At 69.8% G+C, this 22,213-nt stretch carries 18 protein-coding genes; 9 read left to right on the top strand and 9 right to left on the bottom strand.

Annotated features, from left to right (window positions below):
• Positions 1-2 precede the first annotated feature (2 nt).
• Positions 3-677, top strand: a complete 675-nt coding sequence (locus D187_RS55530) for an imm11 family protein (protein ID WP_155893619.1) — start codon at positions 3-5, stop codon at positions 675-677.
• 25 nt (positions 678-702) lie between these two features.
• On the opposite strand, the gene D187_RS28040 is transcribed toward D187_RS55530, so the two are convergent.
• A complete protein-coding gene (locus D187_RS28040) occupies positions 703-2,598 on the bottom strand; it encodes a transglycosylase domain-containing protein (protein ID WP_155893620.1) in 1,896 nt (631 codons plus the stop codon).
• 173 nt (positions 2,599-2,771) lie between these two features.
• On the opposite strand from D187_RS28040, the gene D187_RS28045 reads away from it, so the two are divergent.
• The 6 genes from D187_RS28045 to D187_RS28070 are packed head-to-tail and all read left to right on the top strand — an operon-like array spanning position 2,772 to position 9,615.
• A complete protein-coding gene (locus D187_RS28045; protein WP_043431730.1) occupies positions 2,772-3,248 on the top strand; it encodes a chemotaxis protein CheW in 477 nt (158 codons plus the stop codon).
• Positions 3,245-4,636 carry a CheR family methyltransferase gene (locus tag D187_RS28050; RefSeq protein WP_002625427.1) on the top strand — a complete coding sequence of 464 codons (1,392 nt, stop codon included), beginning with the start codon at positions 3,245-3,247 and terminating at the stop codon, positions 4,634-4,636. Before D187_RS28045 ends, D187_RS28050 begins: the two co-directional genes overlap by 4 nt.
• Complete coding sequence (locus D187_RS28055) at positions 4,633-5,160, top strand: chemotaxis protein CheW (RefSeq protein ID WP_002625428.1); 528 nt, start codon at positions 4,633-4,635, stop codon at positions 5,158-5,160. Before D187_RS28050 ends, D187_RS28055 begins: the two co-directional genes overlap by 4 nt.
• On the top strand, positions 5,157-7,289 hold the full coding sequence (locus tag D187_RS28060) for a hybrid sensor histidine kinase/response regulator (protein WP_002625429.1): 2,133 nt from the start codon (positions 5,157-5,159) through the stop codon (positions 7,287-7,289). The genes D187_RS28055 and D187_RS28060 overlap by 4 nt, the downstream gene beginning before the upstream one ends.
• On the top strand, positions 7,286-8,356 hold the full coding sequence (cheB, locus tag D187_RS28065; RefSeq protein WP_002625430.1) for a chemotaxis-specific protein-glutamate methyltransferase CheB: 1,071 nt from the start codon (positions 7,286-7,288) through the stop codon (positions 8,354-8,356). Before D187_RS28060 ends, cheB begins: the two co-directional genes overlap by 4 nt.
• Positions 8,353-9,615 (top strand): response regulator, encoded by a 1,263-nt coding sequence (locus tag D187_RS28070; protein WP_002625431.1) that lies wholly within the window; start codon positions 8,353-8,355, stop codon positions 9,613-9,615. The genes cheB and D187_RS28070 overlap by 4 nt, the downstream gene beginning before the upstream one ends.
• Here D187_RS28070 and D187_RS28075 read toward each other — a convergent pair.
• The 4 genes from D187_RS28075 to D187_RS28090 all read right to left on the bottom strand — a co-directional run bounded on the left by D187_RS28075 (position 9,612) and on the right by D187_RS28090 (position 13,651).
• Positions 9,612-10,415, bottom strand: a complete 804-nt coding sequence (locus D187_RS28075) for a hypothetical protein (protein ID WP_002625432.1) — start codon at positions 10,413-10,415, stop codon at positions 9,612-9,614. The two genes, D187_RS28070 and D187_RS28075, sit on opposite strands and share 4 nt — an antisense overlap.
• A 241-nt stretch (positions 10,416-10,656) precedes the next feature.
• Entirely contained in the window at positions 10,657-11,094 is a 438-nt protein-coding gene (locus D187_RS28080) for a DUF2383 domain-containing protein (RefSeq protein ID WP_002625434.1), read from the bottom strand.
• Between the two features lie 96 nt (positions 11,095-11,190).
• A complete protein-coding gene (locus D187_RS28085; RefSeq protein ID WP_043431732.1) occupies positions 11,191-12,924 on the bottom strand; it encodes a membrane dipeptidase in 1,734 nt (577 codons plus the stop codon).
• A 76-nt stretch (positions 12,925-13,000) separates the two neighbouring features.
• Positions 13,001-13,651, bottom strand: coding sequence for a TetR/AcrR family transcriptional regulator (locus D187_RS28090; RefSeq protein WP_043431733.1), 651 nt, complete (start codon positions 13,649-13,651; stop codon positions 13,001-13,003).
• Positions 13,652-13,731: 80 nt separating this feature from the next.
• Here D187_RS28090 and D187_RS28095 point away from each other — a divergent pair, with 80 nt between their 5' ends.
• Both D187_RS28095 and D187_RS28100 read left to right on the top strand, forming a co-directional pair.
• Positions 13,732-15,306, top strand: coding sequence for a flavin-containing monooxygenase (locus D187_RS28095; protein ID WP_002625438.1), 1,575 nt, complete (start codon positions 13,732-13,734; stop codon positions 15,304-15,306).
• Positions 15,307-15,465: 159 nt separating this feature from the next.
• Positions 15,466-18,504: a serine/threonine-protein kinase gene (locus D187_RS28100; RefSeq protein ID WP_002625439.1), complete on the top strand. Its 3,039-nt coding sequence runs from the start codon at positions 15,466-15,468 to the stop codon at positions 18,502-18,504.
• Between the two features lie 50 nt (positions 18,505-18,554).
• Here the strand turns inward: D187_RS28100 and D187_RS28105 are convergent, their stop codons facing one another.
• The 4 genes from D187_RS28105 to D187_RS28120 form a co-directional block, all read right to left on the bottom strand.
• On the bottom strand, positions 18,555-19,622 hold the full coding sequence (locus tag D187_RS28105; protein ID WP_002625440.1) for a type III polyketide synthase: 1,068 nt from the start codon (positions 19,620-19,622) through the stop codon (positions 18,555-18,557).
• Between the two features lie 122 nt (positions 19,623-19,744).
• On the bottom strand, positions 19,745-19,951 hold the full coding sequence (locus tag D187_RS28110) for a hypothetical protein (protein WP_043431778.1): 207 nt from the start codon (positions 19,949-19,951) through the stop codon (positions 19,745-19,747).
• Positions 19,952-19,998: 47 nt separating this feature from the next.
• The gene (locus tag D187_RS28115) at positions 19,999-20,754 is read right to left on the bottom strand and encodes an SDR family NAD(P)-dependent oxidoreductase (RefSeq protein ID WP_002625442.1); all 756 of its coding nucleotides are present in this window, start codon (positions 20,752-20,754) and stop codon (positions 19,999-20,001) included.
• 80 nt (positions 20,755-20,834) lie between these two features.
• Positions 20,835-22,181, bottom strand: a complete 1,347-nt coding sequence (locus D187_RS28120; protein WP_051256576.1) for an ELWxxDGT repeat protein — start codon at positions 22,179-22,181, stop codon at positions 20,835-20,837.
• Positions 22,182-22,213 lie beyond the last annotated feature (32 nt).

The raw sequence follows: 22,213 nt of genomic DNA on the forward strand, positions 1-22,213 counted from the left end.
CGGTGACTATCTCCCCTCGCTTCTTCGTCCTGGAAGAGGGCGGTGTCGGGTCTCGTTACGATGCCGACGTCGACAAGGCCGAGCCCGTCAACCGCGCGGACGCGCCTCGTTGCCCTCGGTGTGGTGGCTTTGTCGGCTTGTTGAAGTGGCTCCCACCGTATCGGGTCAATCTGGAACTGCATGGGGAGGATCTCGGAGATTTCATCGAGACTTCAGCGTATGCCCTCCTCATCTCCGAGCGATTCGCGGAGGCCTTTCGTGCCGAGGGACTTACTGGCCTGGAGGGTTTCCACCCCGTCGAGGTGCTCCGGGTTCGCTACATGAGAAAGAGGCCGCGCAAGCCTGTCACCGTGCCGCGCTACTTCGTGGTCTCGACCTGCTTCGGCCCAGCTGCGGTGGATCTGGCGTTCAGTCGCATGCGCATCTCCGAGCCACCCTCGTGCCCGGAATGCCGCATGTCGGGCGTCGACACCATCCATGGTTTCACCCTGGAACCGGGAACCTGGCGGGGAGAGGACATCTTCCGTCCTCGCGGTCTCGTGGGAGACCTCGTCGTCTCCGAGCGCTTCAAGGACTTCGTCGAGCGGCATGGGTTGACGAACGTGCGGCTCACGCCCACCGAGCAGTTCGTGCGGGACCCGTCCAATCTCGGACCCGCCCCCCTGCCCACCACGTGAGCCGAGACGAGTCCTTGGTCCGGGCTCAATCGGCGGACGTCTGTTCCTCCGTCGCCTGGGCCTCGCTGTTTCCGCAGGCGAAGGGGAGGGGCGCGTCGAGGGCATCCTGGTATTCGGTGAAGGTGATGTCGCCTCCCTCGTGCAGAATCCCCAGGAGCTTCTCCACGTTCTTCTTCCACACCTCGGACAGCTCTCCGCGGGTGCAGTACACGTGGTAGCGCACCGGGTTGGGGATGATGGTGGCGAGGAAGGCGGATTCTCGGATGCTCAGCTCGCGCGCGTCCTTGCCGAAGTAGTGCCGCGCCGCCTCGCCGATGCCGTAGATGCCCGGGCCCCACTCGATGATGTTGAAGTACACCTCCAGCAGCCGCTCCTTGGAGAGGCTGCTCTCCAGTCCCAGCGTGAGGTATGCCTCCTTCACCTTGCGTGCGTATGTCTTCTCCCGCGACAGGAAGAGGTTCTTGGCGAGTTGCTGGGTGAGGGTGGAGCCTCCGCGCACCTTGTCGTCCGGGGGCTTGAGCAGCAGCGTGCTCAATGAGTCGAAGTCGAAGCCCCGGTGCACCCAGAAGGCCGCGTCCTCGCTGCGCAGCACCGCGCGCACCATCACCCGGGGCAGCTCGGCGTAGGGCACGTAGCGGGGGTTGCCCGGGCCGATGTGCAGCTCCCGCCCGCGGCCTTCCGCCGTCAGCGGCCGGTAGTCGAAGGGCGCGCGCAACCACGCCAGCGGCCCCGCTGGATCCGACGCCTTGCGCTTGGACACGTCGAGCTTCGCCTTGACCTCCCAGTCCTCCCGGCGCTCCACGACGCCGGACACCGTGAACGTCCCCTGGAAGTGGCCCTCCAGCTTCGCCAGCTCCTGGTCCGGTACCAGGGACGGAGGCAGCGCCGCCAGGGCCTGCTCGAAGGTGATCGGCGGCAGCTCGGCGCGCAGCGAGAAGCGTGGGGCCTGCTTCCAGTCCGCCTCGCCCGTCACCTCGACGCCCGCCTCGCGGCGCTCGCCCACCGTCACCCGGAGGGACTCGAGCTTCGCGTGCCGGCGCTCCAGCTCCCAGCGCGCGCGGCCCTCCGCCGAGAAGGCGAGCGGCCCCACCGGCTCGGGCGCGAGCCGGGCATCTCTCAGTGCGAGTCCCTTCACCGCCAGCGAGAACGTGGCCTCCGAGCCCTCCACCCGCGCCTCCGCCTCCAGGATTCCACCCTCCATGGCCCAGGGCGGCTCCGCGAGCGACAACACGGGCCCCGCCGGAACCTCGCGGACCTGGAGCGTCCCGGTGACGCCGGACTCCGTCTTTCGAAGGGACAACTCCGCGTGTCCTCCGCCGGGCAGTCCGGCCGTCGCCGCCAGCCCGGGGACGCCGTCCACGTCCTCGCGCCGCACCCGGGCGGAGAGCGGGCCCCATTCCACCCGGCCGTGCCGCTCGAAGGCCAGGTGCAGGTCCTCCACCACCACCTCCGGCCACGCGCCCCCGCTCCCCGAGGAGGCGGTGGCGGGGGCCGGGGTGGGACGTGGCGCGCGCATCCGCTGGAGCAGGTCCCGCAGCTCCCGCCCGGACGGGCCCGCCTCGATCATCACCTCCGAGAGCACCACCCGGCCCACCTCGAGCCGGCCCGTGAGCAGCGCCCGCCACCGGGGGCGCACGGTGATGTGCTCGATGCGCACCACCGGAGGGCCCTCGGGACGGGTGCCCGGCACCTCCAGGGGCCCCAGCGTCACCGTGCCCGTCCAGCCCACGTGGAACTCGTCGCCCAGGCGCACCGGGCCCAGCCGTGACTCCAGGGCGGGCCTGGCCCGGGCCATCACCCGGGCGCGAACCTCGTCTCCCTCGAGCCAGGCCTTCCCGCCCACGGCCCCCCCGGCGAGCAGCACGGGGAGAAGACACGCGACGAGGAGCCTCTTGGACCGGGGGGGGCGGGGGGGCGGCATGGGTCCGGCTTCCCTATCCGCCGGGCGTGTGGGGTTCAACCCTCCCCGTGCACTTCCCGTCGCGCGGCCCCTCGCACCAGGCAGGCGGTGGGCGCGGTCGCCGCTCGCTCTCGCCTTGACACCCTCGAAGGGTGCATGCTGTGGCCTGAACGACGAACCCGAAGGAGCCAGTCATGCCCGGGACGGGGTCACGCCGCTTCCTCTTGGTGAGGGCGCGGTCGTGGATGTGCGCGCTGCCCCTCGATGAGGTCGAGGAGACCATGAGGCCGCTGCCGGTCACCCCGGTGGCGTCGGCGCCCGCCTTCGTGCGTGGCGTCAGTCTGGTGCGCGGCACGTCGGCCCCGGTGGTGAGCCTGGGGGCGCTGCTGAGTGGCGGGGCTGCCGAGCCCTGCATGGGCGGGCGCTTCGTCTCGTTGCGCGTCCCCGAGGGCCGTCTGGTGATCGAGGTGGACGAGGTGCGGGGCCTGTCCTCGTTGGAGGCGGACTCCCTGGAGGCCGTGCCCTCCCTGCTGCGCGAGACGGCCCAGGGCCATGTGCAGCGGTTGGGGGCGCTCGACGGCCACCTGCTGGCCGTGTTGGGCTCGTCCCACCTGTTGCCCCGGGAAGTGTGGGACCGCCTGACGCGGTCCGCGGGGAAGGAACTGTCTTGACCGAGGCCCTGTCTCGCTCACCCCTCGCCCGCTTCATCGCCCTGGTCGAGCAGCGGTTGGGCCTGCATTACGAACCGGAGCAGTGGGGCGAGCTGGCGCCCTTGCTGTTCGAGCGCTCGGCCAGCCGCGGGATGGAGGGTTACCTGTCGCTGTTGAACTCCACGGCCTCCGAGGCCGAGTGGAGGGCGCTCGCGGAGCGGCTCACGGTGGGGGAGACGTACTTCTTGCGCCACCCCGCCCAGCTCGAGGTGCTGGTGTCCAAGGTGCTGCCCTCGTTCGCTCAGCCGGGGGCGCCCATCCGCGTGCTGTGCGCCGGGTGCTCCACGGGAGAAGAGCCCTACTCCATCGCGCTCTTGTGCCGCGAGCAGGGCAAGGTGGACCCCGCGCAGCTGCGCGTGCTGGGCATCGACGTCAACCCACGCGCCATCGCCCATGCCCGCAACGCGCGCTACTCGCCCTGGTCGCTGCGCTCCGTGCCCCAGGCCCTGCGCGAGCGCTGGTTCCAGCGCTCCTCCGAGGGCTTCTTCCTGCGGCCCGCGCTGAGGGATCAGGTGCTCTTCGAGGAGCGCAACCTGCTGGAGGATGCCCCCGCCTTCTGGGCCCCGGCCTCCTTCCACGTCATCCTCTGCCGCAACGTCATGCTCTACTTTCCCGCCGAGGTGACGCGGAAGATCATCGCCCGCATGTCGCAGGCGCTCGTCCCCGGCGGCTATCTCTTCCTGGGCCCCAGCGAGACGCTGCGTGGGATCTCCGAGGACTTCGAGCTCTTGCGCAGCGCGGATGCCTTCTACTACCGCCGCAAGGCGCCCGCTCCGGCCGCCGCCGCCGTGCCCGTGAGCGCGCCCGTGCCCGCGGCGGTGAAGGCGTCCGTCCGGCAGCCGCCGCCCATGCAGGAGGGGCTGGACGCGCTGTTGCCGCTGCTCGACGCGGAGCGCTACGCGGAGGCCTGGGCCCGGCTGGATGCGCTGCCCCAGGCGGCGCTGCCCCAGGGGCAGTTGTTGCGTGCCGTGCTGCACCTGAACGCGGGCCGCTTCGCCGAGGCCGAGCACGCGGGGCAGCAGCTCCTGTCGATGCGGGATACGGAGGCCTCGGCCCACTTCCTGCTCGGGGTGTGCCTGGAGCACTCCGGGGACGATGCCGGGGCGCGCAACCGCTACGCGGCGGCCGCGCGCGCGGATCCCACCTTCGCCTTGAGCCATCTGCGCGCGGGGACCCTGGCGCGGCGGGCGGGCAACGTGGCGGAAGCCCGGGTGGCGCTGCGTATGGCGCTCTCGCTGCTTCCCCAGGAGAAGCCCTTGCGCCTGACGCTCTTCGGCGGGGGCTTTGGTCGGCATGGCCTGATGCAGGTGGGCTTGCGTGAACTGCAGGCGTGTACGGAGGTTCCATGAGTGCGTCATCCCAGCGGGGGACCCTGCGGCTGGAGGAGCTGCGCGACAGCTTCGATTCGTCCTTCTCCCGGCCGCCTCCGGCCCAGCGCGAGCCCGGCGAGGCCCTCTTGCGGCTGCGCGTGGGCCGCACCTCCCTGGCCGTGCGGCTCGGGGATCTCTCGGGCCTGCACCTCATGCCCCGCCTGGTGCGCCTGCCCGGGGCTCCGGCCTCGTTGCTGGGGCTCGTCGGCCTCCGGGGCCAACTGCTCGCGGTGCATGATCTCTCGGCGTTGCTGGGGCTCGCCTCGGGGGAGGCGCCGGGCTGGCTGCTGATCGCCGGAGGCGCGCGCCGCGTGGGGCTCGCGGCGACGGGCTTCGAGGGCCAGCTGCGCGCTTCCGCCGAGCAGCGTCACCACGACGTCGCCTCCTCGCCCCATCCCCTGCTCGCCACCCGCGTGTCACTGCCTGGCGGTACGCTGCTGCCCGTGCTGGACGTGGACGCCCTGGTGCGCCAACTGTTGGAGGAGGCCTCGCGCTCCGCATGAGCCTGGAAAGTGATCCCCTTCTCTACTTCCGCATCGAGGCCCGGGAGCTGCTGGAGCAGCTCACCCAGGGCCTGCTCGCGCTGGACGACGGCGAGGGCGGTGCGGAGGCCGTGCCCGAACTCTTCCGCTACGCGCACACCCTCAAGGGGGCGGCGCGCGTGGTGGGGCAGGTGCGCCTGGCGGAGATGGCGCACGCGGTGGAGGACGCGCTCTCGCCCTACCGCGACAGCGGCAACCTGCTGCCCGCCGACAGCGTGCACGAGTTCCTGCGGCTGGTGGGGCAGATGGCCGTCGCCCTGGATGCCCTGGACGCGCCGCCGCCGGCGCCCGAGCAGGAGGCTTCCCAGGAAGAGTCCGCCATCCGCCTCGCCGAGGCCCCCTCGTCTTCGTCCGAGGTGGTGCGCGTGGAGCTGGAGCGGCTGGACACGCTCCTGGAGGGCTTGAGCGAGGCGGTGGTGCAGCTCGGGGGTCTGCGCGGCGTGGTGGAGTCGCTCGCCCATGCGCAGCAGGGGGCCAATGGCCTCATCGAGCAGCTCACCTCGCCGGTGGCCTCCAGCGGCACGGCCGCCGAGCGTGCCCGGTGGCTGTCGCGGGTGTTGGCCGTGGCCGAGGGCATCCGCTCCTCGCTGGGCAAGGCGGGGCGGCAGCTGGGCGGCGGGCTGGGGCAGGTGGAGTCGGAGCTGGGACGTCTGCGCGACGGGGCCCACACCCTGCGGCTCGTTCCCGCGCAGACGCTCTTCGGCCCCCTGGAGCTGGCCGCGCGCGACGTGGCCTCCTCGCTCGGCCGCCAGGTGGAGGTGCGCGCCGAGGGCGGTGACATCCAGATCGACGGGCACGTGCTGTCGGCGGTGCGCCAGGCGCTGCTGCACGTGGTGCGCAACGCCGTGGACCACGGGTTGGAGAACCCCGACGAGCGCCGGGCCCTGGGCAAGTCCCCCTCGGGCACCTTCAAGCTCGAGGTGCGGCGGCGGGGCGGGCGCGTGTCCTTCCTGTGCGAGGACGATGGGCGGGGCGTGGACCTGGGGCGGGTGCGTCAGGTGGCGCTGGAGCGCGGCGTGGCCACGCTCGACGAGGTGGAGACCCTGGATGACGCGGGGCTCCTGGAGCTGCTCTTCCGGCCGGGCTTCAGCACGGCCCGCTCCATCACCGACGTGTCTGGCCGCGGCGTGGGCCTGGACGTGGTGCGCGACACCGTGCGTCGGCTCAAGGGCGAGGTGTCCATCTCCTCCCGGCCGGGTCTGGGCACGAGCATCCAATTGGAGGTGCCCCTCACCCTGGCCTCGCTGGAGGTGCTGGGGGTGGCGGCCGGTGGCCAGCGCCTGCTGCTTCCCCTGGAGTCGCTCGGCGGCGCGCTCCACCTGCCGGGGGACGCCGTGACCTGGACGGGGGGCCGGGGCAGCATCTCCCACGAGGGCGAGGTGCTGTCCTTCCTGCCCCTGGTGGATGCGCTCGACAGCGCGGGGGCGGGCGCGCAACGGCCCCGGGCCTGGTCCGTGCTGGTGCTCGACGCGGGCACCGGGGGCCGGGCCGCGGTGGGCGTGGACAAGCTGCTCGGCATCTCCCGCCGGGTGAGCCGGCCCCTGCCCTCCACCGTGCCCGCGCTGCCACTGGTGGCCGGGGCCAGCTTCGACGAGCAGGGCGTGCCCCTGTTGCTCCTGGATGCCGCGGGACTCGTGCGCCGCATCCAGTCCGGGACCACGGGCGGCGCGCCCCAGGTACGTCCCCTCACGCGCCACCGCGTCCTCGTGGTGGATGACTCCGTCACCACGCGCATGCTGGAGAAGAGCATCCTCGAGGCCGCGGGCTACCAGGTGGAACTGGCCGCCTCCGGCGAGGAGGGCCTGGAGAAGATCAAGCGCGGCGGCCACTCGCTGCTCATCGTCGACGTGGAGATGCCGGGCATGTCCGGTCTGGACGTCACGCGCCACCTGCGCGCCACCCCCGAGTTCCAGTCCCTGCCCATCCTCATGGTGTCCTCGCTCGCCACGGACGAGGATCTGCGGCGCAGCCGGGAAGCGGGCGTGTCCGCCTACATCGTCAAGGGTGAGTTCCACCAGCACCGCTTCCTGGAGACGGTGGCGCGGCTGGCGGCGCAAGGCGCCGCCCAGGGACGGAGGCCCGTCTCATGAAGCGCCTGCGTGTCCTCATCGTCGACGACTCGCTGACGATCCGCCGCCGGCTCGCGGAGCTCTTCACGGCGGATGGCACGTTCGAGGTGGTGGGCGAGGCGCTCGACGGCCAGCAGGCCTTCGAGCACTGCCACCGGCTGCGGCCGGACGTGGTGACGATGGACCTGATGATGCCGAAGCTGGATGGGCTGCGCTCCACCGAGCTCATCATGGCCCATTGCCCCACCCCCATCGTCGTGCTCTCGGCGGCGGAGAGCCGCACCGAGGGCCAGCGCACGATGGACGCGCTGGCCGCGGGGGCGGTGGACGCCGTGGACAAGCCCTCGGGCGTGCCGGACGCGAAGTGGTCGCGCACCTTCCTGGAGCGGGTGCGGATGGCGGCGCGCGTGCGCGTCATCACCCACGTGAGGGCCCGCTTCCAGCGTGAGCCGGTCCGCCCCCCGCCCGTGGTGCCGGCGGTGCCCACGCTCGCCCAGGCCCCCCGGTTGCTCGTCGTGGGGGCCTCCACCGGGGGACCCGCCGCCGTGAGCTTCCTGCTGGGCGCGCTGCCGCCGGGCTTCCCCCTGCCCATGCTGCTGGTGCTTCACACCACCGAGCAGTTCGACACCGCCATGGTGGAGTGGCTGGAGGCGCGCAGCGGCTTGCAGGTCCGCAAGGCCGTGGACGGTGAGGCCCTGCCGCTGCCGGGCCGGCTGTGCGTGCGCATGGCTCCGGGAAATCGGCACATGGTGGTCCGGGGTGGGCGGTTGTGGCTCGAAGACGGACCCGAGCGCCACTCCTGCCGTCCCTCGGTGGACACGTTATTCGAGTCCGTGGCGCGGGAACTGGGCGCGTCGGCCATCGGATGTTTACTGACGGGCATGGGACGAGACGGAGCGGAAGGGCTGGGAGCGATGCGGCGCGCGGGGGCCACCACGGTGGTAGAGGATGAATCGACGTGCGTGGTATTCGGCATGCCCCGCGAGGCCATCCGGCTGGGCGCGGCACAGCATGTGGTGGGGCTGACGGCGCTTCCGCTCCTGCTGACGGCGCTCGCGCGAGCGGACGCGAGGGAAGGAACGGCATGAAGGCACGTGTGCTCATCGTGGACGACAGCGCGACGGTGCGCGCGGACATGCGCGGGGTGTTGAGCGCCGCGGGGTTTGGTACCACCCTGTGCGACAGCCTCGCCTCGGCGCGCAAGGCCCTGCGCGAGCATGACTTCGAGCTGCTCATCCTGGACATGTTGCTGCCGGACGGGGACGGCGTGGAGCTGCTGGAGGAGCTGCGGCGCGACACGCGCACCGCCAACCTGCCGGTGCTGATGCTGTCCACCGAGGCGGCGGTGGTGCAGCGGCTCAAGGGCCTGTCCCACGGCGCCAATGACTACGTGGGCAAGCCCTATGATCCGGCCTACGTGGTGCGCAAGGCGCACGAGCTCACGCAGGTGCCCGAGTCGGACGGCACACCCCGGCTGGTCTCGGCGGGCCGGCGCCGCCGGGTGATGGTGGTGGATGGCCGCATCGACTTCCGCCATCGCGCCGCGGACGCGCTGCGCAAGGACGGCCATGACGTCATCATCGCGGAGACAGGCATGGACGCCATGCGGCTGTTGGAAGCCCAGCCGGTGGACTGCATCCTGTTGGACCTGGAGATGCCAGGGCTGGATGGGCCGGAGTGGGTGCGCTCGGTGCGCAGCCTGGATGGCACGGCCCATGTGGCCGTGGTGGGCCTGACGTCCGGCTTCGACGCGAAGCTCATCTCCGAGGCGCTCGCGGTGAAGGTGGATGCCTTCTGCTCGAAGACGGAGGACATCGAGGTGCTGCGCGCCCAGGTGCGCACCGAGCTGCGGCGCCGCGCGGAGTCCGAGGGGCTCACCACTCCCTCCGGCTCCTTCCCCGCCGTCCACTCCGCCACGCACGCTCCCGCGCACGGGCACGGGCACGCTCCCGTGCATGCGCACCCGCCCACGCACGCTCATCCTCATCCGGTGACGCCCGCCGCGGTCTCGCCCTCGGCGCATCTGTCCGCGTCGCATGCGCCCGCCGCCGCTCATCCTCCCGCGGGGCATACGGGCTCGCTCTTCGACGCGGTGGTGGCGCGCTGTGGTCTGTCTCCCGTCATCGCGCCCTCGACGATGACGCGCGCGTGCCGCAAGGCCGGGGTGGATCCTCAGCTGCTCACCCCTGTGTCGCTCGCCCGGGTGCTGCCCACCATCCGCGACATGCTGTCCATCTTCCTCGATGCCCAGGAAGTGGAGCGGCGCGTCCACTCCATCCAACTGCTCACGCAGGGCGGGCCCTCGGGCGCCACCGCCGTGGACGTGCGCAAGACCCGGAGCCCCTAGGCGCCGGGGGGCTGCTCCAGGGCCCGCAGTGCGGTGCGGGCCCGCCACAGCCCCACCGCGTAGGCCAGGGCGAGCACCGCCAGACAGGCCAGCCCCAACCGGGTGTAGCGCTGGATGAGCATCAGCTCGTCCCAGCCGTACTGGTCCACGAGGACGGTCGGGTCGCTGAAGTTGCCCTCCTGGATGCCGAAGGGAATCATCGCGAAGTCCGTCCGGGCACCCCACCACTCATGGAAGGTGTCCACGAAGGACGCGGCGCCGATGAGGAGGTAGCCCCAGTGCAGCCAGCCCCGGCGCAGCGCGGACTCCCGGGGCAGGTAGAGCGTCATCATGAGGAGCGTGCCGAGCACGAGGTTGCCGCCGTCGCCTCCGAAGGTGATGAGCATCCGGGACGTGGTGGGGCTGCCCAGCACGGTGCCCGCGAACTGGAGGAGGAGTCCGAGGGCTCCCGCGGCCACCCAGAGCCGGCTGCGCAGGAGGATGCCCCGGAAGACGAGCCCCATGAGCAGGAAGGCCAGCCCCGCGAAGACGAGGGGAGTGCGCGTCTCCCAGACGAGGGTCTTCCACGGTCCGGGGATGGCCGGGATGCCGCAGAACCAGGCGGTGAGGGCGTGGCCCAGCTCGTGGATCCACATGGAGAGGAAGGTGCGCAGCAGGAAGTGGCCCGTCGGGTTGCTCACGAGCAGCCACATGCCGAGCAGCACGACGGGAAGGGCGAACAGGCGCAGCCGCAGTTCGTCCCGCGCGTCCTCGAGGTCGCCGTGCCAGGTGAGCGCCGGCTCCGGACGGTCCCCGGGCACACCGGCTCCTTCGGTCGGAGGGACGAGGGGGGAGGGGAGCGCCTGGGTGGCGGCATCGGGGAGCGGCGTGGGAGCTGCCCGGGCTCGGGCCTTGGCGTAGAGCACGCCGCATCGTGGGCACTCGGGCGCGAGGATTCGGGGCTCTCCGCAGCGCGGACAGGTGGGGCGGGGCGGGCTCTCCATTCCCGCCCATTGTACAGGCTCGGGAGGAGGACGGCTTCCCGTCTCCCCCCGGGCGCGCTCAGTGCAGCGTCTTCTTGAGCTTGCTCATCCGGTCATGCGTGCGCTTCTGCGCGGGCAGCAGTTCCATGCGCACGAAGCGGCGCGCCTCCCCATGCGTCTTGTCCATGTCGCGCTGGTAGTCGGCGAGGCCATGGTCCTCCCCCTGCTCGAGCGCCTGGATGGCCGACTGCTCTCCCAGGACGTCCGCGCCCGCCTGGACGATCTTCGCGAAGGCGCCCCACACGCCCGAGCCCTCGGAGGGCTGGCCGCCCAGCTTCGTGATGCGCTCGCGGATGGCGGCGACCCGTTGCTCGTGATCTCTCAGGCAGTCCTGCAACGGATCGCGCAGCCGGTCCGTCGACACGTGGCCGATGGCCTGCCGGTAGGTCTCCACCGCGGACAACTCCCCGCGCAGGAATGAATTGAGCGTCTCCACATCCGTGTTCGCGTGCGACATGCGCCAGCCTCCGGTTCGTGCGTGCTTCGACACCAAAGGTGAGGCCCCGGAGCGCGGCGGCAACATGCGCCTCCCTCCTCGCCCGCTACTCGCGTACTAGGAGAGCCGGGGGATGGAAGCTTCCAGCAACTCCCCGGCCACGAGCGCCGCGCCCCTCGCCTCGCAGGACTCCCACATGCGCAGGAAGGCCTCGGCCGAGGAGAAGAGTGGATCCAACTGCTCGTCCTTCATGCCCACGTGGACGAGGTCCCGGATGAAGTCCGGCACCAGCCCGATATGGGCGAGGCCCTCGGTGTTGAAGTCGAACTCGCGCGAGCCGGCCCGCGAGCGCGCGAAGGGCACGTCCGTGCGGTACATGGTGCCCGTGTAGGGCAGGGGAGGCGCGTTCAACTGGGCGATCTGTTGCGGGCGCCGACGCTTGACGCGCAGCGAGTCGTCCACGAGTCCATGGGCGGCGTGGGGCCCGTAGCGGGGCCCGGGCTGCTGGTTGAGGCCGTTGAAGTCGGTGCCCATGGCCACGCCGCCCCGGCCCACCTCGCGCAGCAGGGACACGGCGTACTGGTAGGACTGCGCCCACGTCTTGGACGAGCGCGCGCAGTCATTGGCCACGCTGCTGCCCGGGAAGTCCTTCAGCTCGTGCTGGTTGGTGATGGGGGCGAGCATCCCCCCGAGCTCCAGGATGCGCCGCGCCTGCTCGCGCGTCTTCATGCCCTCGTGGGCGCGCTTGCCCTTGATGCTCGTCTCGTGGGGCTCCAGCGCCTGGTCGCGGAAGGCGCAGTGCGAGGCGACCACGGGGTAGCCGCGGCCCTCGGCCAGGGCGAGCGCCGCGTTGGTGCAGTGCGTGGACATGTGGTCCACGTCGAGGATGAACCCCTGGCGCATGGCCTCGCGCAGGAAGGCCTCGCCCACGGGGGTGAGCCCCTTGCGGTTGATGTGGCCCAGGCCCGGCGCGTTGAGGGCATAACCTCCCGGGTAGCGCGCCCCATGCAACACCTCGTAGACGGTGATGGCCGCGCGCGTCTCGAAGCCCAGGTCCTGCCCCATGCGGAAGCTCACCTGGTTGCTGCCCTCCACGTCGAAGAAGCGGCCGCGCAGGTAGTGGTTGAGCAGGTTGAACTTGTCGTCGTAGACGGCGGCGCCCCCCAGGCTGTTGTTGGCCAGGTGCAGCGGCGTCATCATCCGGATGCCCTGCTCGCGCAGCCACTCGAAGATGCGCGGCAGGTGCTCGGGCGTGAGGGGCTGCTTGTTGAGCGCCGCCCGGTCTCCGCGCAGGCTGTCCAGCGAGTCCACCTCCACCCCGGCCACCACGGCGAGCTTGCCCTCGGTGATGAGCCGTCGGGCCTCGGCGGCGCTCAGGGCCAGCCCCATCCAGCTCGCGTGCCGCGCGGTGAAGCGGCGCAGCTCCCTCATCTGCTTCTCGATGGAGCGCTCGTCCGAGTCCAGGGGTTGCCCGCGCCGTTGCATCTGCTCGCCGAGCAGCTCGTTGTGCACGGCCACGCTGCACAGCAGCCGCAGCCCCCCGTCATGGGCGCGCTTGAGCCAGTCCACGAACACCTGCTGGTGCGCCATGGTGCTGAAGGAGGGCCAGTCCGCGTAGGTGCCATGGCCACAGGGGCCGTGGCCGAAGCCCCCCTCGATGAACGCCTGCACCAGGGGCCAGTCCCGGCCGAACTGCCCCAGTCCCCAGGCCCCGTGCAGGTGGAGATCACACCGGGACAGCGCCCGCTCGATGTCTCCATCCGGGAAGCCCGCGAGCAGATGCCCGCCGAATCCGAGGTGAGCCATCACGTGGCAGTGCAGATCGGCGAAGCCAAACACGGGGGACACCATGGGAACCTCCGGGGCCGGGCGAGAAGGCGACCTGGGACCACGGCGGTCTCGGGTCGTTGCGGCTCTCCAGGGTATTTTAAACGCCACTCCCACGCCCTGGCTTCACGGCTCCAGGGTTGAGTACGAGGCACAAGCGCAGGGCGGCGCCGACGACCTCGTGAATCGGCCGCGTGTAGCCGCTCGAAATCCAGCTCAAGGCGATGTGGAGCACGCCTCCGACCACGCCCGCGCGCAGCAGGGGATCGTCCGCCGCGCCGCCTCCTTCCCGCGGCGTGAGCGTCCGGGTGATCAGCGCTCCAAAGGCCTCGAGGGCGGCGACGAGGGCCCGGTCCACCGCGGGGCTCACTCCCGAGATCTCCACGAGGAAGACCCGCGCCGATTGGGGATTGCCCTGGAGCAGCTCGTAATAGGCCTGGAGCATCGCGCGGGTGCGCTCGAGGGCTTCTCCCGAGCTCCCGGCACTCGCCTTCTCCAACTCCCCGAAGAGGAAGTCCTTCACGGCCTGGAACGAGGCGACGAGCAACTCCTCGCTGTTGGAGAACGACTCGTAGAAGTAGCGCTCGGTCAGCCCGGCCGCCTCACAGACGGCCTTCACCGTCGCGTGGCGATACCCCTGTGCGCCATAGACGTGGATGGCCGCTTCGATGAACTGTTCGCGCCGCTGCGCCCTGCGCTCCTCGGCGGAGGAGCCGCGATAGAGTCGTTGATCCGCCATGCTGGGGGGCATGGGTCCATCTATTGACATGACTCGTTGTCAGATACAAATTGACAATGAGCGGTGTCACTTCTTTCGAGCAGGGAGTTCTCATGGTTGGCCGCGCGGACCTGAACGAACACACGTCGGGCGGCCTGGCCGCGAGGGCGGACGCTCCGGTGGAGCACCACGACGTGCTCATCGTCGGGGCCGGGTTGTCCGGTATCGGCGCGGCCTATCACTTACAGACCAGGTGCCCGGACAAGCGATATGTGATCCTCGAGGGGCGCGAGGCGATCGGCGGGACGTGGGATTTGTTCCGCTATCCCGGCATCCGCTCGGACTCGGACATGCACACGCTGGGCTACGCGTTCCGGCCGTGGGTCGAGGCGAAGGCGATCGCCGACGGGCCGTCCATCCTGCGCTACGTGCGGGAGACGGCGCGCGAGCATGGGATTGAGCGGCACATCCGCTTCCGGCACCACGTCAAGCGGGCCTCATGGTCCTCGAAGGAGGCGCGCTGGACGGTGGAGGCCGAGCGTGGGCCTGGCAAGGAACTCGTGCGCTACACCTGTGACTTCCTGCTCATGTGCAGCGGCTACTACGACTACGCCGAGGGCTATCGGCCCGACTTCCCCGGGGAGGAGCGCTTCCAGGGCCGCATCGTCCATCCGCAGTTCTGGCCGGAGTCGTTGGACTACGAGAACAAGCGCGTCGTGGTGATTGGCAGTGGCGCGACGGCCGTCACCCTCGTGCCGGAGATGGCGAAGAAGGCCGCGCACGTCACCATGCTGCAGCGCTCGCCGACGTATGTCGTCTCGCGCCCGGCCGAGGACCGTCTCGCCAACGCATTGCGCCGCCGCTTGCCGGTGAAGCTCGCCTATGCGCTCACGCGCTGGAGGAACGTGCTCGGCGGTCTGTTCTCCTTCAGGCTGGTGCGTAAGTGGCCCCAGTGGGCCAAGAAGAACCTCATCGCTCTGGTGCGCGAGCAATTGGGCCCCGACTACGACGTCGCGACCCATTTCACGCCGCGCTACGATCCGTGGGATCAGCGCATCTGCCTCGTCCCGGACGCGGACCTGTTCAACGCGCTCAAGCAGGGCAGCGCCTCGGTCGTCACTGATCACATCGAGACGTTCACCGAGAAGGGCCTTTCACTGCGCTCCGGCCAGCAGCTCGAGGCGGATGTCGTCGTGACCGCCACGGGTCTCAAGCTGCAACTGCTCAGCGACATCGAGTTCAGCTTCGACGGCGAGCGGCGTGACTTGTCGAAGAGCCTCACCTACAAGGGCATGATGTTCAGCGACGTGCCCAACCTGGCCTTCGCGTTCGGCTACACCAACGCGTCGTGGACGCTGAAGGTGGACCTCACCTTCGAGTATGTCTGCCGGCTGCTCAATCACATGCGGCGGCATGGCTACACGCACTGCACGCCGCGCCGCGACGCCTCGGTCGAGGAGGAGCCCTTCCTGGACTTCTCGTCGGGCTACGTCCAGCGGGCGCTCGGGCTGATGCCGAAGCAGGGCTCGAGGCGGCCGTGGAGGCTTTATCAGAACTACGCGCTCGATCTGCTCACGCTGCGCTTCGGCAGGGTCGACGATGGCACGATGGAGTTCGCTCGCGCGGCGAAGCCCGCCACGGCCGGACAGCCCCAGCTCGCGGCGGCGAGGACGCGCGAGGCCGCCTGACATCGCCCGGGCACGGGTTGTGATCTGCCTCACGGGTCCAGTGTGAATGGGATCACTTCCTGGCGGCAGGGGGGTGAATAGTCTTTCAAGAAAAGAACAGTCCTGGTGATAGCGCACCGGACGTTCCCGTCGTGAAAGGCTGTCCTCCAGGAGGTCGTCGTGACCGGACGCGCGCACGTGGATGACGTGGATCAGAAGGCTTCCCCCGACGCCCAGTTCTTGGAGAGGACCCTCACGTGCGGACAACCTGGTGCGCCGCGGCCCGGCGTGGAACAAGTCGCGCATCCCGGGCTCTCCTTGTCGCCGGGAGGTCCCCCGCTGGCGGGACGCTACACCGTCTTGGAACTGCTCGGACAGGGTGGGATGGGGGTGGTACTCGCCGCTTATGACTCGCGGTTGGATCGGCGTGTGGCCCTCAAGTTGGTGCGTCACGGGTCGGTGCCCAGCGTGCCTCAGCTCGAGGCCCGCATGGTGCGCGAGGCCCAGGCCATGGCACGGCTCAACCACCCCAACGTGGTGGCCATCTACGACGCGGTCAACCTTCCGGAGGGCTCACTCTTCATCGCCATGGAGATGGTGGAGGGGCAGACGCTGCTGCAATGGGGTGAACGGCAGCCTCGCACGTGGCATGAGATTTTGATGGCCTATCTGGCCGCTGGCCGGGGGCTTGCCGCGGCGCACGCGTCGGGGATCGTCCACCGCGACTTCAAGCCGCACAACGTCCTGGTGGGCAAGGATGGGCGGGTGCGGGTGACGGACTTCGGGCTGGCGCGAGCGGAGTCTTCACTCGACCCGAGGCAGGCGAACCCCACCCACGGGGCGGCGGATGTCTGGTCCAGTGGGCTCACCGTACCAGGCACGCTGATGGGCACTCCCGCGTACATGGCTCCCGAGCAGCTGTTGGGCAAGGCCGCCGACTCTCGGAGCGATCTGTTCTCCTTCTGCGTGGCCCTCTACCAGTCTCTCTACGGGCAGTTGCCCTTCGACGCCACCAACATCGCCGAACTCACCCGTGCCCAACTCGAGGGGCAGATCAAGCAACCTCCTGCTCAATCCAATGTGCCGGAGTGGGTGACTCGCACGATCTTGTGGGGGTTGAAGGCCGATCCTCAGCAGCGCCCGGCCTCCATGTCGGAACTGATCGCGGCGCTGGAGGACTCTCCCCAAAAGCATTGGGTATGGCTGCGCACGGGGGCCATGGCGGCGATGCTGGCCTTGCTGGTCGTCCTGCCGTCCTTGCTTCGCCCCCTGCCCACCGAGCCCTTGTGTCGTGGCGGTGCCCGCCGTCTGGCGGGGTTGTGGGAAGGCGTTCGCAAGGAGGCCCTCGGCCAGGTCTTCCATGCTACCGGCAAGCCCAACGCGGACGAGTCCTGGGCCCGTACCTCGGCAGTGTTGGACACCTACACGCGCGACTGGATGGCCATGCATGTCGAGGCGTGCGAGGCCACGCGCGTGCGCGGTGAGCAATCCGATGAGGTGCTTTCCCTGCGTATGGAGTGTCTGGATCGGCGGCTGCAATCGCTGCGCGCCCTCACCGACCTCTACGCCCATGCCGATGCCTCCTTGGTGGATCAGGCGGCCAAGGCCGCCCATGCACTGCCGCCCCTCGATAGTTGCGCCAATGTGCAGATGCTGCGCTCCACCATCCGGCCACCGGAGGACGCGGCCACCCATCACAAGGTGGAGCGGCTCCGGGCACAGCTCGCCGAGGCCCGGGCCCTCTTCGACAGCGGCCAGTTCGACCCGGCCCTGGCGCGTACGCGGAAGGTGGCTGACGAGGCCCTGGCCATGCGCTATCGCCCCCTGCAGGCCGAAGTGCTCGAGCTGCGCGGCGCCCTGGAAGAGAAGGTGGGGGACCTGGAGTCCTCGGAGTCCTCGCTCCATCAGGCGGTGTGGGCCGCGGAGGCGGGCCGCCATGACGAGGTGCTGGCCTCGGCCTTGGCCCGGCTGGTGCGCTCGGCGATGCTCCAGTCGCACTTCGAGCAGGGCCGCGAGTGGGCCGAGCACGCTCGTGCCGTCCTGGAGCGCATGGGCGGGGACGCGCGTATCGAGGCCATGGTGACCAACGCCCTGGGTGCCATCTCCATGCGCGAGGACAAGACGGCCGAGGCGTTGGAGAACTTCCGCCAGGTGGTGGTGCTGCGCCAGCAGGTCTACTCGACCGAGCACCCGGAGGTGGCGGCGGCCTACAACAACCTCGGGGCGGCGCTCACCAAGGCCGCACGGTTACCCGAGGCTCGTGAGGCGCTGTCGCACGCGCAGCAACTCTACGCGAAGACGCTGGGACCGCATCACCTGGAGACGGGCAATGCGTTGCACAACCTGGGAATCCTCGCACAGAAGACCGCCGACGACCAGGCCGCCGTGGACTACCTCCAACGGGCCCTGGAGGCACGCGAGGTGGGCTCGCAGCGCAAGACGCTCGATGTGGCCATGACGTATGCCACCCTGGGCGCGAGCTACTGCCACCTGCACGACCACGCACGGTGTCTGTCCGCCTACGAGCGTGCCCTGGAGATCCGCCGTGAAATCCTCGGTCCCGAGCACACGGATGTGGCCGCCAGCCTGGTGGATGCCGCGGGGGCCCTCCATGCCTCAGGCCGCCTGGGCGAGGCGCTAGCGCACTACCAGCGGGCACTGCGGATCGCGGAGGCCGCCAAGCAGCAGGTGCCCTATCAGCTCATCAATCCCCTGAGCGGCATCGGCGAGGTGTTGCTCGCGCAGGGCAAGCGCGCGGAGTCGCTGCCCTATCTCCAGAGGGCACTGGCCCTGGCGGAGAAGAGCGAGGTCGATGATGTCTGGGCGCTCTCCACCGTGGTGGAGGATCTGGCCGACTGGTACCTCAAGGGCGGCCAGCACCGCCAGGCGTTGCGGTACTACCAGCGGGCGCTGGCCCTGGAGGAGAGGCGGGTGCCCGCGCACCACCCGGAACTCTTCGGACCACTGGTGGGCGTGGCGGAGTGCCAGTTCGCGCTCCATGCGCCCGCCGCGGCCCGCGCGGCGCTGGAGCGAGCCCTGGCGACCGAGCCGCTCTCCCACCTCTCCGCCAGCTCCCTCGCCCATGCCCGCTCCCTGCTGACAAAGGCGACAGGGGTCGGTAACGAAGAGGGTCGAGGAGGTGCCGTGACCCTCCTGGGGCAGGTTGATGGTGGGGCACCGAGCCCAGCAGCACCTGCCCTTGTCCGTCGAGTGCCTTGAGCTGGCGCTGGCGGTCTGGAGAGGCCCAGCCATTTCCGAGGCTGGTGTGCTCAGAAGCGCAGCAGCGCCCCTTCCATCGTCAGCCCGGGGCCGAAGGCGAGCATCACGCCATACTCACCCGGCTGCGGCTTGTCCTGGGCGATCATGTCCTCCAGAACGAGGTAGACGGTGGCCGAGGCGCAGTTGCCGTACTCCTCGAGGATGTGCCAGGTGGAGCGGAGCTGGGAGTCGCTCAGTCCGTATTTCTGGCCGAGCACCTCCACGATCTTCGGACCACCCGGGTGGATGGCCCAGTGCTTGATGTCACCCGTGCTCAGGCCGGCCCTCGCGGTGAGGGTTCCGATGAGCGAGTCGACGTGCTCGCGGATGAGACCGGGCACTTCGGGCGAGAGCGTCATCCGGAAGCCCTCGTCCACCAGGCGCCACGTCATCAGGTCGACCGCGTCGTAGAGGTGCGTGGAGGTGAAGTCCAGCACCTGGGGCCCCACACCCGGCGGCTCCATGCCCATCACCGTGGAGGCACTGGCATCGGCGAAGAGCGCGTGGATGACGAGCTGCTCGCGGTTCGACTCCTCGGGGCGGACGTGGAGCGAGCTGAACTCGGTACAGTTGAGGAGCACGCGCTCGTTCGGGCGGGCCATGAGGCTGTCCAGGGCGACGTTGAGCGCGTTCATCCCTCCGTTGCAGGCCATGTTGCCCACGAAGGTGCGTCGCAGCCGGGAGGGCAGGTGGTGATTCCTCGCCAGGAGCAGGTCCGGCGTGGGTGCGATGTAGCCGGTGCTGCTGGCCATGACGAAGCTGCCAATGGTCTCGCGATCCACCTTGTGCAGCACCGCCTCCAGCGAGCGGCCGCCCACTTCCTGCACTTCCCGCTCGAAGATGGCCATGCGCTCGCCGAGCCCGACCTTGCGCTTGAGCATCTCGTTCGGGTCCAGGGCCAGGTGGCGGCGCTTCACGCGGACCCGGCGGATGATGCGCTCGAGCGCGGCGATCTCCCCGTACATCTGCTTGCCGAACGTCTCGTAGAGATCCTTCTGGAGATAGGCGTTCTTCGGGAACGCCGAGCTCAGGCCGAGGAACGTGGGATGAAGATCGCGGGTGGACGTGTTGTTGTTCATGGGAGGCTCGTTCTGTGAAAGGAAGGAGTTTCGAGGCGAAATCCCTGTCCACGCCTGGGCGGTGACATGTGGATGGATTGCCGTGGTTTCTGTTGTGATGACGCTGGTGGAATGAGCGGTTCTCAGCGTGCGTTTCGAGGGAAGAGCCGCTCCTCCCCCGAGGTGTCCACGAGGGTGTTGGGGCGCTGCCCCTTCTGGACGCAGTGGGTGACCAGATCGAGCAACTCGTTGATGATCCGGATGATCTGGTCGGGGGTGTACCCGTACGTGCGCAGCTCCCGGAAGAACGAGCGCGCGGTGATGCGAGGACCCTTGGTGTCTGTGTTCATGATGAACAGACAGACGAGCCAGCGCACAGGTGTGACGGTGCCATGTGTCAACGCATGTGGCGGGCGAGCCTGTCGAAGAGGGCTCCGGGAATCACTTGCATCAAGCGCATGACGAGGGCGGGCTGCCAGGGCAGGGCGCACCGGGCCTTGCCCTGGAGGATGGCGCGTCCCATGCGTGCCGCCGCGTCCTTCTCCTCCAGGGCGAAGGGCTCGGGATGGGCTCGCACCGCGTGGTGGTTGCGCAGGTGGCCGGGGTAGACGCAGGTGATGCGCAGCGGGGTGTTCCACAGCTCCGCGCGAAGGCTCTCCATGAAATTGGAGATGAACGCCTTGGAGCCCGAGTAGGCCGAGCGCCTGGCCAGGCCCCGGTACGCGGCGAGGCTGGAGATGCCCACCAGGTGCCCACGGCCACGCTTCAACATGCGTGGCAGCACCGCCGACAGGAGCGCCACCGTGCCCGTGACATTGATCTGGAGGAGGTGGTGCGCGCTCTCCCAGGGGAAGTTCCGGGCGCTCGTCTCCTCGTACATGCCCGCGGCGACCACCAGATCCAGCCCGCCACACTCCTCGTCGAGGGCGAGGATGCGCTCCCGTGCGGACTCCACGCGGGTGGTGTCCAGCTCCACGGGGATGAGCTGGGCGCCGGAGTCCCGGGCCCGCGCGAGGTAGGGCTCCAGCTCCTCCGGGTCGCGCGCCGCGACGTAGACGCGCACTCCCTTCTCGCCGAGCCAGAGCGCCAGTTCGCGTGCGAGCTGGCTCGGGGCTCCCGCGATGAGCGCGGTTCGATACTCCTGCTTCATCATGTGCCGTCTCTCCAGGCGGGCCCGGAGGCCCGCCTCGTTCGTGTTCGTCTCCAGGTTGGGTGGAGCAGGGCGCGGAGGGTTCAGCGCGTGCCCCGGCGGGCCTGGTGATGCTTGTGGCGCGGGAGCTTCCAGAGCTGTTCGCCGCGGTCGGCGCCCTGGGCCACGAAGAAGACTTCCCCGGCCGAGCGCGTCAGGACCAGGGGCGCCGAGCTGTTGGACCCGGGCAGCAGGTCCTGCAGCACACGCGTGCCTCGCACGGTGCCATCGGTCACCCACGGTTCATCGCCCGCCTCCGGACTGGAGCCGGTGAAGAGGACGCGGTCACCCATGGGGATGAGATTGGGCGGCCGGTAGCGGTCCGAGATGAACAGCGGCTTGTGGAGCAGCCGTGTCCCTCTCGAGGTGCCGTTGGTGCACCAGAGCTGGGCGTCCCGAGGGGTGGGGCTCGTGAGGCCTGGGAAGTAGACGGTCATGAAGAGCTGGCCGTCCGCCTCCGCGGCGTTGGTGACGAGGGGCTCCTGCGGCGCGGGCGCTCCGGGGCCGAAGGGGTTGGGGATGTCGGTGATGTGCTCCGAATGGGCCTGGCCTGGCTGGATCTTGCGCAACCTCAAGGCCCCATCGGGCGATTCGCTCGAGGTGAAGTAGAGCTGCCCCTTGAAGACGCTGAAGGGTCGCGGCCGGGAACTATCGGGACCGGGAGCGATGTCCTCCACGAGCACCGTGCCGCTCTCCGTGGAGTCGGACCTCCACAGCTCACGTCCGTAGACGGGATCGGTGGCGGCGAAGTAGTTCACTCCTTCCGCGATGGAGACGGGGAAGTTGGGGAAGGAGTTGGCGGGACCCGGGTTGATGTCCTTGATGAGCGTGGTCCCCGCCTCGGTTCCATCGCTCTTCCAGGGCTCGCGGCCGTGTTCCGGATCCAACCCGCTGAAGAAGAGGGTGTCGCCGGAGGCGGTCAGCCCGATGGCGATCCCCCCGCTCGCCACCGTACCGAGATCCTTGACGCGCACGGTCCCGGTCGCGCTGCCATCGCTCTTCCACAACTCCTCATGGATCGGGGTCCCTGGATACGTCCGCAAGAAGAACAGGGTGTTGCGCACGGCGACCAGTTCTTGCAGGGACGAGGAGCCGGGTCCCGGGGTGAGATCCGCGAGCATGCGAGTGCCCTGGGAGGTGCCATCGCTGATCCAGGGCTCGGCGCCGTGCTCTCCGTCATCCGCCACGAAGAAGAGACGCCCGCCCGCGACGGTCAACTCGCCGATGCTGGCGCCGGCCACCGCGGGGAACTGCTTGACCAGCACGGTGCCCTTGGCGGTGCCATTGCTCTTCCAGAGGGATGGACCCCCGGTATCGGGGCTCCGGCCGAAGAAGGTCGCCCCGCGCAACTCCACCAACTCCGTGATGCCGCGGATGCTGGGGTCGTTCATGGCCGGGAAGCTCTTCAGGAGCTGCGTGTTCT

Source organism: Cystobacter fuscus DSM 2262 (assembly GCF_000335475.2).
Taxonomy (GTDB): Bacteria; Myxococcota; Myxococcia; order Myxococcales; family Myxococcaceae; genus Cystobacter; species Cystobacter fuscus.